The organism is Leptolyngbya sp. BL0902, from assembly GCF_016403105.1.
In the GTDB taxonomy this organism is placed as follows: domain Bacteria; phylum Cyanobacteriota; class Cyanobacteriia; order Phormidesmidales; family Phormidesmidaceae; genus Nodosilinea.
On the sequence record NZ_CP046155.1, the window covers coordinates 1,404,432 to 1,418,102 of the forward strand.

Annotated in this window: 15 protein-coding genes and 1 riboswitch; of the genes, 10 read left to right on the forward strand and 5 right to left on the reverse strand. The window is 58.3% G+C overall.

All coding sequences use genetic code 11. The features are described 5' to 3' along the window. Positions 1–57 precede the first annotated feature (57 nt). From ndhI to GFS31_RS06380, 5 genes are all read left to right on the forward strand, one after another. Complete coding sequence (gene ndhI / locus GFS31_RS06360; RefSeq protein WP_225907652.1) at positions 58–654, forward strand: NAD(P)H-quinone oxidoreductase subunit I; 597 nt, start codon at positions 58–60, stop codon at positions 652–654. 83 nt (positions 655–737) lie between these two features. After that, on the forward strand, positions 738–1,352 hold the full coding sequence (locus GFS31_RS06365; protein WP_198807385.1) for an NADH-quinone oxidoreductase subunit J: 615 nt from the start codon (positions 738–740) through the stop codon (positions 1,350–1,352). A 76-nt stretch (positions 1,353–1,428) separates the two neighbouring features. Continuing rightward, complete coding sequence (nuoK, locus tag GFS31_RS06370; RefSeq protein ID WP_190494488.1) at positions 1,429–1,734, forward strand: NADH-quinone oxidoreductase subunit NuoK; 306 nt, start codon at positions 1,429–1,431, stop codon at positions 1,732–1,734. Positions 1,735–1,832: 98 nt separating this feature from the next. After that, on the forward strand, positions 1,833–2,753 hold the full coding sequence (locus GFS31_RS06375; protein ID WP_198807386.1) for an NAD(+) kinase: 921 nt from the start codon (positions 1,833–1,835) through the stop codon (positions 2,751–2,753). 32 nt (positions 2,754–2,785) lie between these two features. Beyond that, positions 2,786–2,988, forward strand: a riboswitch (cobalamin riboswitch). Between the two features lie 24 nt (positions 2,989–3,012). Continuing rightward, positions 3,013–3,669: a HupE/UreJ family protein gene (locus GFS31_RS06380; RefSeq protein ID WP_198807387.1), complete on the forward strand. Its 657-nt coding sequence runs from the start codon at positions 3,013–3,015 to the stop codon at positions 3,667–3,669. Positions 3,670–3,747: 78 nt separating this feature from the next. On the opposite strand, the gene GFS31_RS06385 is transcribed toward GFS31_RS06380, so the two are convergent. Next, positions 3,748–4,113 carry a single-stranded DNA-binding protein gene (locus GFS31_RS06385; RefSeq protein ID WP_198807388.1) on the reverse strand — a complete coding sequence of 122 codons (366 nt, stop codon included), beginning with the start codon at positions 4,111–4,113 and terminating at the stop codon, positions 3,748–3,750. Between the two features lie 302 nt (positions 4,114–4,415). Here GFS31_RS06385 and GFS31_RS06390 point away from each other — a divergent pair, with 302 nt between their 5' ends. The 3 genes from GFS31_RS06390 to mreD are packed head-to-tail and all read left to right on the forward strand — an operon-like array spanning position 4,416 to position 6,864. Further along, complete coding sequence (locus GFS31_RS06390; RefSeq protein ID WP_315865630.1) at positions 4,416–5,450, forward strand: rod shape-determining protein; 1,035 nt, start codon at positions 4,416–4,418, stop codon at positions 5,448–5,450. Positions 5,451–5,482: 32 nt separating this feature from the next. After that, positions 5,483–6,283, forward strand: coding sequence for a rod shape-determining protein MreC (gene mreC, locus GFS31_RS06395; RefSeq protein WP_198807389.1), 801 nt, complete (start codon positions 5,483–5,485; stop codon positions 6,281–6,283). Next, on the forward strand, positions 6,280–6,864 hold the full coding sequence (gene mreD / locus GFS31_RS06400; RefSeq protein ID WP_198807390.1) for a rod shape-determining protein MreD: 585 nt from the start codon (positions 6,280–6,282) through the stop codon (positions 6,862–6,864). Before mreC ends, mreD begins: the two co-directional genes overlap by 4 nt. A gap of 68 nt (positions 6,865–6,932) precedes the next feature. On the opposite strand, the gene GFS31_RS06405 is transcribed toward mreD, so the two are convergent. Both GFS31_RS06405 and GFS31_RS06410 read right to left on the reverse strand, forming a co-directional pair. Continuing rightward, the gene (locus GFS31_RS06405; protein WP_198807391.1) at positions 6,933–7,664 is read right to left on the reverse strand and encodes an HAD family hydrolase; all 732 of its coding nucleotides are present in this window, start codon (positions 7,662–7,664) and stop codon (positions 6,933–6,935) included. 237 nt (positions 7,665–7,901) lie between these two features. Further along, the gene (locus GFS31_RS06410; protein ID WP_198807392.1) at positions 7,902–9,518 is read right to left on the reverse strand and encodes a HAMP domain-containing histidine kinase; all 1,617 of its coding nucleotides are present in this window, start codon (positions 9,516–9,518) and stop codon (positions 7,902–7,904) included. A 627-nt stretch (positions 9,519–10,145) separates the two neighbouring features. Here GFS31_RS06410 and GFS31_RS06415 point away from each other — a divergent pair. Continuing rightward, entirely contained in the window at positions 10,146–11,489 is a 1,344-nt protein-coding gene (locus GFS31_RS06415; RefSeq protein ID WP_198807393.1) for a DUF3747 domain-containing protein, read from the forward strand. A 238-nt stretch (positions 11,490–11,727) separates the two neighbouring features. Here GFS31_RS06415 and GFS31_RS06420 read toward each other — a convergent pair whose 3' ends face one another. Beyond that, a complete protein-coding gene (locus GFS31_RS06420; protein ID WP_198807394.1) occupies positions 11,728–12,294 on the reverse strand; it encodes an SRPBCC family protein in 567 nt (188 codons plus the stop codon). Positions 12,295–12,330: 36 nt separating this feature from the next. Here GFS31_RS06420 and GFS31_RS06425 point away from each other — a divergent pair, with 36 nt between their 5' ends. Then, positions 12,331–12,834 carry a HugZ family protein gene (locus GFS31_RS06425; RefSeq protein ID WP_198807395.1) on the forward strand — a complete coding sequence of 168 codons (504 nt, stop codon included), beginning with the start codon at positions 12,331–12,333 and terminating at the stop codon, positions 12,832–12,834. On the opposite strand, the gene GFS31_RS06430 is transcribed toward GFS31_RS06425, so the two are convergent. Beyond that, on the reverse strand, positions 12,831–13,664 hold the full coding sequence (locus GFS31_RS06430) for an HpsJ family protein (protein ID WP_225907587.1): 834 nt from the start codon (positions 13,662–13,664) through the stop codon (positions 12,831–12,833). The two genes, GFS31_RS06425 and GFS31_RS06430, sit on opposite strands and share 4 nt — an antisense overlap. Positions 13,665–13,671: the final 7 nt, after the last annotated feature.

Here is a 13,671-nt window from a genome sequence, read left to right on the forward strand (position 1 = left end):
TAAGACGCTCATTGCTCCATTGCTCAAACCTGTTCAAACGCTGGAGGTTTTCCCATGCTGGGGTTTCTCAAACAAGTTGGCGATTACGCAAAGGAAAGCTTTCAGGCCGCAAAATACATTGGCCAGGGGTTGTCCGTCACCTTCGACCACATGAGCCGTCGTCCGATTACGGTGCATTACCCCTACGAAAAGCTGATCCCCTCTGAACGTTTCCGGGGCCGGATTCACTTCGAGTTTGACAAGTGCATCGCCTGCGAGGTGTGTGTGCGAGTGTGCCCCATCAACCTGCCCGTGGTGGATTGGGACTTTGACAAAGCCACCAAAAAGAAAACCCTCAAGCACTACAGTATTGACTTTGGGGTCTGTATTTTCTGCGGCAACTGTGTGGAATATTGCCCCACCAACTGCCTCTCCATGACCGAAGAATACGAAATGGCCACCTACGACCGCCACGAACTCAACTACGACAACGTGGCCCTCGGTCGTTTGCCCTACAAGGTGACGCAAGATCCCATGGTGACGCCCCTGCGGGAACTGGCCTACCTGCCCAAGGGCGTGATGGAGCCCCACGATCTGCCCCCCAACTCGCGGCGGGCGGGCAAACTGCCCCAGGAAATTTTGGAGGAATCCACTGGGTCAGAGACTAAAGCCTAGGTGGCTGGGTCTTCGGTATGGTTGAATAGCGGGGAGGCTCCACGGGGCTAACCTGATCGCTGTTTTCTAGGAGTATAGGACTCGTGACGCTAGCAGAAGGGGTTCAACTGGTTGCCTTTGGCATCCTGGTGTTGATGGTGTTGGGTAGCGCCCTTGGGGTAGTGCTGCTCGAAAATATTGTGTACTCGGCCTTTTTGCTGGGGGGCGTGTTCATCAGCATGGCCGGGATGTATATCCTGCTGAATGCGGGCTTTGTGGCAGCGGCTCAAATTTTGGTCTACGTCGGGGCCGTCAACGTGCTGATCCTGTTTGGGATCATGCTGGTGAACAAGCGCCAGCCCTTTGCCCCGGTCAGCCAAGCCTGGATCAGCAAAGTCGCCACCGGGGGCGTCTGCGCCGGGTTGTTCGCCCTGCTGACGGTCTCCGTAATCAATACCCCCTGGGCGATTTCCAGCGAAACTCCCATTGGTGAACAGGCCATCGTCGAAATCGGCAAGCACTTCTTCACCGACTACCTGCTGCCCTTCGAGCTCGCCTCGGTATTGCTGCTGATGGCGCTGATTGGGGCGATTGTGCTGGCCCGTCGGGAACTCATCCCCGACACCGAACCGGGCGAACCGGAAACCGAAGCCCTGCAACTGCCAGAGCGCCCCCGCGAACTGGTGTCTTCGGCCCCTGTGGGTGATTCAGACCTTTAGGCGTAGGATGGGCAATGCCCACCCTACCGTGGCACCTCCCTATCGACTTCAGAACGTCATTCTTCTCCGCTGAGCTATGCAACTTGAGTATTTTCTCCTCACCGCCGCCGCCCTATTTTGTATTGGGGTCTATGGCCTAGTCACCAGCCGTAACGTCATCCGCGTTTTGATGTCCATCGAGCTGATGCTGAATGCGGTCAACCTCAACCTGATGGCTTTTTCCAACTATTTGGATCCGGTGGGTATTAACGGTCAGGTCTTTGCGGTGTTTGTGATCAGCATCGCCGCTGCCGAAGCCGCCGTGGGTTTGGCCATTGTACTCTCCATCTACCGCAACCGCGACACCGTAGACATGGAGCAGTTCAACCTCCTGAAGTGGTAAAAGACCTAATCCTTCAATCAGGTGGCGGGGATGACCGGATTCCCGCCATTTTTGCGTTTAAGATGGGGTAGTTTTTGGGCCAGGGTAGGCCAACTGCCGTGCAACTGAACCAGGTCATCATTGTGCATAAGGCGGGCAATCGCCTCAGCCAGCAATGGGCGGAGAAGTGCGCCCGTGAGCTAGAAGCTTTGGGTAGTAAGGTGTTGCGCGGCCCCAGCGGCCCCAAGGATAACCCTTACCCGGTATTTTTGGCCTCCGTCAGCCAGCCCATCGACCTGGCGATTGTGTTTGGGGGAGATGGCACCGCCCTGACTGCCGCCCGAAATTTAGCTGCCGAACATATCCCGATCCTGGCGGTCAACATTGGCGGACACCTGGGCTTTTTAACCGAAACCTCCGAGCAAATGGACGACACCGAGGCCGTCTGGCAGCGGCTTTTGGAGGATCGGTTTGCGGTGCAGCGGCGAATGATGCTTCAGGCCCAAATTTTTGAGGGCAACCGTACCAACTTAGAGCCCATGAGTGATCGCTTCTTGGCCCTGAACGAAATGGCCGTCAAACCCGCCGCCTCCGACCGCATGATCACCTCCATCCTGGAAATGGAGATCGACGGCGAGGTGGTGGATCAATACCAGGGTGACGGCCTGCTGATTAGCACCCCCACAGGCTCCACGGGCTACACCGTTGCCGCTGGGGGGCCAATTATTCACCCCGGCATGGATGCCCTGGTGGTGACGCCCATCTGTCCCCTCAGCCTCTCTAGCCGTCCGATTGTGCTGCCGCCGGGTTCCGTCGTCAGCGTGTGGCCCTTGGCGGATCCTGACCTCAGTACGAAGCTGTGGACGGACGGTGTTCTAGGCACCGCCATTTGGCCCGGTCAGCGGGTGGATGTGCGGATGGCCAGCGACATGGCCCAGTTCATCATCCTGCGCCAAGACTATTCCTACTACGGCACCCTGCGAAATAAGCTCAACTGGGCCGGAACCCGCATTAGTTTTGCCAATAATCATCGTAATTAATTGGAAAATTTTGGGCGGGGCTGGGGTGCTATGCTGCACAACAGTGCATCGGTTCTAGCGGGGAACAGCCGCTGGGGGCAACGGGGAAAGTTCGGTGAAAGTCCGGCGCTGTCCCGCAACTGTGAAGTCTTTTGGGGATGCTGGATGAACCTGGGCCATGATGGAAGCTCAATCTTGTCCGAACCCGTCCAAAACACGCTAAGTCAGAATACCCGCCGATGGGCGCACCGTAATGACATCTGCGAGGTACAGATTACTCATGATCAAGATCCAAAACACGAATATCAACCTTAAAGGCATGGTCGCCCTCGGCGGGAGTGGCCTACTGGCCCTGCTGCTGACGGCTCCGGCCCTGGCCCACCACCCCACGGGCAACCAAACGCCCAGTACCTTCATTGAGGGCTTCCTCTCCGGCCTGGGGCACCCCGTCATTGGCCTAGACCACCTCGCCTTCGTGGTCGCCGTGGGACTCCTTGGCGCTACCCGTGCCAAGGGCGTTATCCTGCCCATTTCCTTTGTTATGGCTGCTCTGGTCGGCACTGGAATCCACCTTGCGGAAGTGTCCCTACCTGGGGCCGAATTGTGGATTTCGGCCTCCGTTCTCGCCGTTGGCCTGCTGATTGCCCTCGGTAGCCAGTTCCCGACCCTAGCCTTGGCTGCGCTCACCAGCGTTGCCGGAATCTTCCACGGCTATGCCTACGGAGAGTCCATCCTTGGAGCCACCCCCGCCCCCTTGATGGCCTACCTGCTAGGCTTCACCGCCATCCAGCTAGGCATTTCCCTGGGTGCCTTTTGGTTGGGTCGGCGGGGGCTGGCCCTGGCTACGGAGACTCAGCCTTCCCCCAGCCTGCGTAAGGCGGGTTGGGCCATTGGCGGCATCGGCCTCGCGCTGACCTACGCTCAAGTGCTGGGCTAGGTTAGCGAGGGCCAATAGCTAGAAGGGCGAGGAGACCTCGCCCCTACGGGGTTTTTGGAGTTGGAGGGGACAGCCTTCCTAAAATTCGTCGTTGCTGTAGCCGCCGCCCATGGGGGCTTCGTTGTCGCGCTTAGAGCCCAGCAAGTCCATTCGATCTACCTTGATCACAGGCTTGGAACGGTTAGCCCCTGTGTTGCGGTCTTGCCAATACTCAAGCTTGAGGGATCCAGTGACCCCAATTAAGCTGCCTTTACGGACATAGTTGGCGGCGATTTCAGCCGTTTTGCCCCATATTTCCAGGTTAAACCAGTCAGGCTTATCGTCCCGGCTAGAGCGTCTTTGTACCGCCAACGTCAAATTACATTTCACACTGCCCGACTCAAAATACTTCACGTCTGGATCGCCTCCAACCCGGCCCACCAGCGTCACGACGTTTACGCTCATTGCATCATTACCAACAGCGGCAACCCGCATTGTAGGCTAAAGTTTCGGTGCTGTCAGGTCTTGGCTGACTCAACGGGCCGAACGGCCTAGCCAGGGTGCCCCAGGGTGAGTGGCCTGATTTTTTCTGGCAGATGGTCTACAAGGGTAATGTGGGCACTGGGCCTAGGGTTGAAGGTCAACAGCCTGCTTTTTCTTCGAGTAATAACAATTGCTTGACTAGACGGGTTGATACGAAACGTAATAGAATCCACAACGGATCTGAGTTGGTTCGTTGTTTTATCTAGCTTGGGGACAGATTGCCTGTGGCTATCTTCGACAGATTTTCTCGCGATATGGGTATTGACCTCGGTACGGCCAATACTCTGGTTTATGTCTCTGGCAAAGGGGTTGTCCTCCAAGAGCCCTCTGTGGTGGCCATTGACCAAGCCGAAAAGAAGCCACTGGCCGTGGGTGAAGAAGCCAAGCGGATGCTGGGACGGACTCCCGGTAATGTAATCGCCCTGCGTCCCCTGCGCGATGGGGTGATTGCCGATTTTGACACCGCTGAGATCATGCTCAAGCACTTCATCCGCCAGGTGCATGAAGGGCGGACGCTGGTCTCTCCCCGCATTGTGATCGGTATTCCTAGCGGTGTGACGGGTGTGGAACGGCGGGCGGTGATGGATGCGGCTCAGCAGGCGGGGGCTCGTACCGTCTATTTAATTGACGAACCCGTGGCAGCGGCGATTGGGGCAGGCTTGCCCGTGGCCGAACCCACCGGAAACATGATTGTGGACATTGGCGGCGGCACCACGGAAGTGGCCGTCCTCAGTTTGCAGGGCACGGTGCTGAGTGAATCGGTGCGGGTAGCTGGCGACGAACTGAGCGAGTCCATCTCTAACTACATGAAAAAGGTGCACAACCTAGTCGTCGGGGAACGCACCGCCGAAGAAATCAAAATCACCATTGGTTCTGCCTACCCCAACCCCAACGACAATGAAATCGCCATGGATGTGCGGGGTCTGCACCTGCTCTCTGGCCTGCCCCGCACGGTGACGGTGAAGAGCGCTGAAATCCGCGAAAGCATGGCCGAGCCCCTGTCGGTGATCATCGAAGCCGTGAAGCGCACCCTAGAGCGCACCCCGCCCGAACTGGCGGCAGACATTATTGATCGCGGCATTATGCTGGCCGGGGGCGGTGCCCTGCTGAAGGGGCTCGACACCCTGATCAGCCACGAAACGGGCATTGTCGTCCATGTGGCGGCAGATCCCCTGAGCTGCGTGGTGTTGGGGACGGGGCGAGTGCTGGAAAACTTCAGCCAGATGGGACGGGTCTTCAGCGGGCGTTCTAGCCTGTAAGCCTCCTCCCCGTCCTCCTCACCCAGAACCCTATGTTTGCCCTACGCCGCTGGTGGAATCGCCACGCCCTCAAAACGGGAATCGTTGCCCTGGCTATTTCTTCGGCCTGGGCCATGCGGGCCACCGATGGCGCTGCCCTCTACGAAGCCTATCACTGGCTGACTCGACCTTTGCAACCGGGCCTAAATCAGGAACAGGCGTTCGAGAACAGCTATATTCTCGAACTGCAACAGCGTATCGTCGAGTTGGAGAACCAAAACCGAGTTCTCCAGCAGATTGACGCCTACGAGGATACCCTCACGCAACCTGGCGTTCGGGCTGCGGTGATTGGCCGCGCCGCCGACCATTGGTGGCAGCACCTCGTCCTTAACCGAGGTAGCCGTCAGGGGGTAGAGCCGGGACACATTGTGACCGGGCCGGGGGGCATTGTGGGGCGGGTGGTGTCCGTCTCTCCCAGTACCTCAAGGGTACTGCTGATTAGCGATCCGACCAGTCGAGTGGGGGCCAAGGTGAGCCGCAGCCGGGTGATGGGGGTGGTGCGGGGCCAATCGAACAACCGCGTGATCATGGAGTTTTTTGAGAAAAACCCCGACGTGAAGGCTGGGGATGTGATTGTCACTTCCTCCTACAGCCGTTTGTTCCCTCGGGATGTGCCCATTGGTCGGGTGGAATCCATCGACCTGACCAAAAGCCCCGCCCCAGAGGCCACCATTCAACTGTCTTCCCCGCTTTCTATTTTAGAGTGGGCCGTGATCCAGCCCTTTAACCCACTGGAAGCGGTGGACGAACCAACCATTCCCAACCTCGACGACGAATCTGGGGGCACACCATGACGCCCATCGTTGGACGGCGGAAATTACCCTTCTATCGCCAGCCCTGGTTCCTCAACACCTGGGTAACGTTGGGGTCAGTGCTGTTTTGCCTGTTGTTGTTGCCCGGTCGCATTCCAGGCATTGAGCTGCTGGGGGTGGCTCCCCACTGGTTGCTGATTTGGGTGGTGGCCTGGAGCGTGAAGCGCACCGTATGGCAGGGGGCCATTGCTGGGCTGGTGTTGGGCCTGCTACAAGATGCCATGACCGCCCCTCAGCCCACCCATACCCTGAGTCTGATCGTGGTGGGTGTGCTCACCGCTCGCCTGCAAAAACAGCGCTACCTCCAGGAAGACATTGTCTCCATTGCGCTGATTGTGTTTGCCATGGCGGTCATTGCCGAGACCGTGCTGGCGCTGCAAATTAGCTTCAATCAACTGCTCTCTAGCGCGTCTCTCTACCCACCGCTGCCCAAAATTTGGCTATATCATCAGCGTGTCGCCCTCAGTTCAGCGATTCTCAGCAGCCTGTGGGCTCCGGCCCTGTACTACCCCCTCAACCGCTGGTGGGATAAGTATGCCAGTGGCTATTCTTCGGATTCCTAGCCTCTGCCAATGCCTAGGTTCTGCGGATACCTGGGCCTGTGAGTACCCCAAACCTAACGTCGGCAAACCTAACGTCGGCCTAGGGTAGCTTGCTGCTGAAGGCACTGAGCCGCCGTCCACAGGTCGGGTACGAGGTGAGTTGGGCGCAGGCTTTGGAGATAGCTTTGGCTGCGGATGCCACAGGTCACAGCTACGGTATCCATGCCTAGGGCTTGGCCTGCCAGGATATCGGCCTCAGTGTCACCAATCATTAAGGTGGCGGTGAGGGCATACCCCTGACGCTGTTGGGCCGCGATGGCCGTTTGGAGGCGCTCCAGTTTGTGGTGAACTTGATTTTGGTAGGCGGCCTGGGTTGCCGACATGCCGTATAGGTCGCTAATGGTATTCTCTAGGCCATGGTGCGCTAAGAACTGCATGACCTGATCCGGGGGCCGGAGAGTGACTAACACCACCCGCACCCCACACTGTTGGAGCATGGACAAACCCGCGTAGGCATTGGCCTGAAGCTGATCATGCCTCAGCAAGCTGGGGTGGTTCACTAGGCCACTCACTAAGTCAAGAAAGGTGTCAATTTGGGAGCCTTCTAGGCCAGACCAATGGGCAATTTGGCGATCAGGAACTCGGTTTTGCTTAAACGTCCAAAACTGCGCCTTGGAGAGGTGGCGAATGGGCAACTCGTCTCCCGTGGCGATGGTTATGGCCTGGAGGTGATCTAGCCCCTGGCGATAGGTTAGGTAGTATCGCTCGGATACATCGGCGATGGGGCCGTCAAAATCGCAGAAAATGGTGGAGTGAGTCATCTTGGATTGGCCCCAGAGTAGCGCAAACGGAAAATGGTCACGAAGTCGATGCAGTCAGATTTCTTAACGTTTTCTTTATAAACTGCAATTTTTATTCACTCTAGCAGTCCCCATAGGAAATGGCCACTCGGCATACCTCCTTTGGCATACCCCTTGGAGGATCCCCTCGGAGGAACTCCTAACGGGGAATGCCCCACCCTAGGCCGCTAGTGATCATAATCCAAGCGGTGCAGCCCACTACAGCGTGCGAGTTTCTAGGGGGAGAAAGACCGTCAGCACCTCACCCGCCTGGGGACGCTGACGGACAATGAGCTTGCCACCGAGGGACTGGAAAAGGTTTTTGGTGGCATGGAGGTTGAGGCTGAGCCCTCCGGTTTCGGGCTGAAAAATGAGCAGTTGCCCCAGCGCTTTGAAGGGCGAGGAAAAGAGCGTGTCGGCATTGGGGCCGGGGGCGCTGCGGTTAGGGCTGTTGGGGTCGTCGCTGGGGGGCTGGGATTGAAATTGGAGTTTGAGCTGGTGTCCGGCCAGGGTGACGGCCAGTTCAATGTGGCTGTAGGGGGGCAGGCTGTGGGTAAAGCGGTCGATGAGGCCGCTGAGCACCTGGTTTAGCATGGTGGGATCGCTGTTTACCAGGGGCAACTGGGGCGGTAGCGTAACGGTAAGGGTGTGGTTGCGACGGCTGGCCTGCTGTTGCCACAGGGGAATCGCCTCTTGGAAGAGTTGGTCGAGGGGAAAGGCAGAGAGGGGGGATTTGGGCTGCTGATGGGCTTCAGTTTCCAGCTCCACCGCCCGAAAAATCAGGTTAAAGCGGTCGATCTGCTGGGTACATTCTCGGTCGATGGATCGCAGGCGCTTCGCGACTTCCTCAGATACATCCTTGCGCTTGAGCAGAGATCGGGTCAGGGTGCGGATGGTGGTGAGGGGGGTGCGGATTTCGTGGGCCATGGCCTTCAGCAGTTCCGTATCGCTGCTGATTTCGGGGGCTGGCTCGGCGGCAGACGGTGGGGGGGCAGGCTCAGTGGTGGTTCCTGGGGCTGGCCCCAAACGCGTGACAGGCAGGGAACTAGCGTACCCTTCCCTGGTCGTTGCCACCTCCAGGGCTGCCAAGGGCACGGCGCTGGATACCTGAGTCTGGTGGCGCAGCCGATCTAACAGCAGGTGGCTGTACTGGGTTATAAGGTGATAGGTGGGGGCCACGGGCGGAAATTGGGCCACCAGGGCATCAAGGGTGGGCAACAGGGCCGGACGCACCGAGGCCATACGCAGCCGCAACTGCTGCCAGGTTTGCTCCGCCAGATCTGGATCAAAGGAGAACTGAAACCGAGGTTGGCCAGCGTCCCCCTCCCCCAGCACCAGCACTAGGCTGAAGTCAGCGGTGAGCAGCAGACAAAAGCGCTCCTGGGTGAGGGGATCCTCCGGGGGCAACGGCACCATGGGAAGATTGTAGGCTGCGCCCTCCCCTCGACTGCGCGGGTGGCCAGGAAGTTGGGGCCGAGCCACGGCCAAAATGCGCTCCAGGGGTTCGGGCACCAGCAGCCAGTGGTGAAGTAACTGCCCTCCAATGTTGTCAGGTAGAACCGGAAATGGCCCGGAAAACACCACCCCCAAGGCCAAGCCCTCGGTCAAGGGATCGGTGGCCCAAGCCCGACGGGCCGGATGGGTAGACAACAGTTGGGCCAGGGCTGCAATGCCAGCCAGCCACTCTTGCTCAGCGCGCAGGCGAGCTTGGGCCTGAGCTTCTAGGGGGTCTGATCCATCCATCCGCACCCTGTTGCTTCGCCATCCATGATTTCCCTCGCGCCAATCGGTGGCGGAGTGAAGCAGTTGGCTGAGGGAAAGGGGAGGGCGTGCCAAGATGATTACTTACCTCGCAAGGGAGCCAGGGCCAATCCAGGGCTACTGCGAGAGTACGGCTTTTTCCTACCCTTTGACTATGGGTAGAACCGAACGTTTTGACCGTTGAGGTGAAACCCATCTGACTCCGGTGCTTGGGGCCAAAAATCTCCGAATGCAACGAATCCTTAGAAAACCTTGCAATATTCCGGTTAGAAGGGAGCCAAGACCCTACAATAAACACGGTTTTTCTGGTCTTCCAGATCAGTCGATTCCGTTAGCCCTGGACGCAAGCGGGTTGTTGTCGGCTCTCTCGGTAAGGTAACGGTGAAGCATGCCAGAGGTCATTTCGATCTGTGGGCTCAAAACAGCCATCCTTGCCGTCTGTGGGAACCAAGATGCCGCTTCAGTTGTAATCCATTGTTGGATTCATCGGTGGATTAGAACAGCAACCAGGCCAGGAGTGATCGTATCCGCATCAAAGCTGGGGCTGATCCCTGTGGTGCCGTTTTTCGGCATCGTTTTCACAACATTCTGTCCTCACAACCTTCCATACCAAAGACCATGATATGAACGCCTTCGTCCTCCCTAACGCCACGACGTTTGACCACACCACACTTAACCACATCACATACTAGAGGGTGAGCTATGAACCGATTGACAACCATCCGCGCCGCTGCTTGGACGGCAGCGACCTTAGGTCTCTTAGGCAGTGTCGGGCCAGCCTTCGCCACCGCCCAACCCACCATGCAGCCCGTGGGCCGTCCAGCCAGCACGCTACTGGCCCAAACCTTTGGCAATGTTCCTGTTGATGAGGCCAACTTCCTGGTGGTGGCTGCTCCGGGTAGTGTCTCCCAACCCTACCGCTTACTGATTGTGGAGCAAATCTCCAATAACCGAGCCTGCTGGCAAATTCCCAACGCCAATGCGCGGCCCACGGAAATTAACGATCTGTGGAATACCTTCGATTTCACTGGGGTGTGCCGCATCCAGCGCGACAGCAACGGCTATGCGGTGCGGGCCGCAGGGCAGGATGTCAACGGAGCCCGGTTTGAGGTGAATAACCGCAACGGGAATCTGCTGCTGCAATTTGCCCCCAGCACTACCTCCCGCGAACGCATCACCATTGGCCGCACCGGGGGCATCAGCTCCACCGGATTCACCCAAATTCACTTAGATCCAGGCTGGTCGCTAACCAAGCGCACCTTTGAAGGCCAAGTCGTCAGTTCTCACCTGGTTTACTTCACCAACGACCTCACCCTCGCCCAACTGCAACAGGGCAGCGAAACGGGTGGTGGTACCACCCCGCCCCCGATTACTCCCCCCGTCGCCCTGCCCTTTAACGATATTCGGGGCAACCGCTACGTGAACGAGATTGCCCGGGCGGCAGAGATTGGCACCATGTCCGGCTTCCCCGATGGTCGCTTCCAGCCCACCAGCCCCCTCACCCGCGAGCAGGCGGTATCGGTGATCATGGAAACCGCCGAGCGGATTTTGCCCAGCAGCCTAGTGGCTACTCTGCCTACAGCGGTCTTTAGCGCCCCCTTCTCCGATGTGCAGGCCAACCGCTGGAGTGCGGTGAAGATCGCCCAGGCCCGCCAGTTGGGTATTGTAGCTGGCGATGCGGGCACCGGACGGTTCCGGCCCACGGATAACGTCTCCCGCGCAGAACTGATGGCGATGTCCCACCGATTGGCGCTGATTCGGGCGGATGTGGAAGCGGGTCTGGTGGAAGACGGCCCACCGCTGCCCGAAATTGACTTGGCCACGGGGGCTCTGCGGCCCAATATTCCCAACCCGCCTGTCTTCTCCGACATTAGCGGCCACTGGGCCGAGCGGGTCATCCGCGAAATGGGGGGGTACTGCGGCATTGCCACTCCCCTCAACGAGACGGGTACCAGCTTTGCTCCTAACACCAACGCTCTCCGGGATTTCACCGCCGCTGTCTCGGTGCGGGCCATTGACTGCCCAGCGGTGCTGCGTACGCCCTAGCCTATCGGCCTAGGCAAACCGCGCACATTTGTTATCCTAAAGCCCCATCGAAAACCCCCATACAAATTGAGACTTGCCTCGTTGAGGGGGCTATGCCAACGACAAGCTCAGCCTGAGCGGGATTGGTTTCTCAATCGGGGGTAAACAATCGGGATTTAGGATGAGAGGCAATCGCCCCTATTCTTCTCCCGCCTGGGAGGGGAATAGGTCATTGCCGCGCCTAGGGCAAAGGGTAGCCCTAGGCGCGGCGGCGTTCCATTTCCTGACGAATGGCCTGCACCATCTCCACTAAGCTGGTCTCAAAGAGCGTATAGAACATGGCCTTGAATGGCCCCACGTCGGCCTCGGCATGAACCATCTGAGATACGATCACCATGGGCTTGGGGCTGATGGGGGGAGCGGCGGTATCTAAACGCCAGTGGCCGTACATATGCTGCAAGTTACCCTGGAGCAGGCGGAAGCTAATTTGCTGCTGATCGATTTCTAAGTTTTCGGTGCGAACCACAGACTCAATAGTGGATAGCAAAATCCGCCGTCGGTCTACCTGCTCCACTACGGTGCGGGGGCCGTCGGATTCAATCACTCGGCTTTTGGCCACCGTGGGCAAAAAGCGGGCAAAGTTGCCGTAGTCGGTCAACACGGCCCAGGCGGTCGCCACATCGGCGACGGTGGTGGCCATCACTTCATACTGGCCCTGCCCGCCCTTCAGCAGCACTTCGCGTCGAGATAGCCGCCCCCAATCGGTGGGGGATAACCTAGCCAGGTAGGTCTCAGCAGGGATCACCTGACGGGATAATCGCGACATAATGCAGAAACCTAACGTATAGTTCCGTAGCCAACCATGCCCTCGTTCGATGCCGCCCTCACGGCTTACCAAACTCTCCCCCAGCGTGTCAAAAGCTTGATGCTAAGCACTGTCAGCGCCGACGGCAACCCCCACGCTAGCTACGCACCCTTTACCATAGACGACACCTATCAGATCTACCTACTGACCAGCGGACTATCCGCCCATACCCAGCATCTTTTAAGTACTGGGCGGGCTAGTGTTCTTATTATTGAAGACGAAAGCCAGACTCAGCAAGTTTTTGCCCGCCAGCGTCTGACCTACGATTGCCAGGTGATCCCCATTCCTCGCCATAGCGAAGGCTGGGAGATCCAGATTGCCCAAATGGAAGCTCGCTTTGGCCCCATTATTGCCATGCTGCGCCAGCTTGAGGATTTTCAGCTCTTTCGGCTCAGCCCCCAGGCAGGCCGTTTTGTCATGGGTTTTGGAGCCGCCTACGCCGTCGATCCCAACAACCTCAGCCAGCTTCAGGCGGGGGCCATTACTGGAGAAGCGAGCTAGGCGCGAAGAATCCGACGCAGCCCCGTCCAGCCGATGAGGGTGTAGCCCGCTGCCAGCAGCAGACTGGTGATGGAGGTACGCAGGGCAGATTTCCAGGCTTCAATTTTAACGCGGCGCTCGGCCTCCGCCCGTCGGGTGCCAATTTCTGCTTCAATGCGCTGGCGGTTTTGGTCCACCTGCTGCTGCAAAAACTGGTCTAACCCCTCTGGGTTATTTTGATATTGCTGGAAGTCTGGGGGCAACTGGCCGCTCTGGATGGCTTGATTCAGCAGTTCTTCGTTGTCTAGCAGCGCTTCGAGTTGGGGCCGCTGCTGGCTCAGTTGGGCTGCAATCTGTTGATCCAGTTGGGCGGCGGCTTGGCCCGCCTCGGCGTTAACCTGCTCTAGGGTGGTTTGGCTAGAGAGATACACGGCACTGAGATGCAGCAGCGACAGCAACAGATAGACTAGGCCCAGCAGGCTAGCCAGGGCCGACACCCAAAAGCGCAGGTCGGTAAACAACCCCTTGGCTAGGGCGACTCGCCCTACTCGGCCATCTACCCACAGCCCTGCCAGCAAAAGGGCCATGCCAATGAGAGGCACAATGCCGCGATCCACCAGTTGCGTGATGGTCGCCAACTGCCACTGAACATTGGTGACATTGGGGGGGAATAGCAAGATCAAGTAGTCGAGGAGGGCCGAGAGAATGGCCACTCCCCCGGCGGCCTTGAGGGCTAGGGCCGCGAGGGGAGAGGCAGTTGCGCCAGAGAGGGCGGATTCAGAGGTCATAAAATCTTGGCTAATTTCTACAGATAACCATTCTGCACTGGTGGCTTCCGAAAACAACACCATCGCGGTA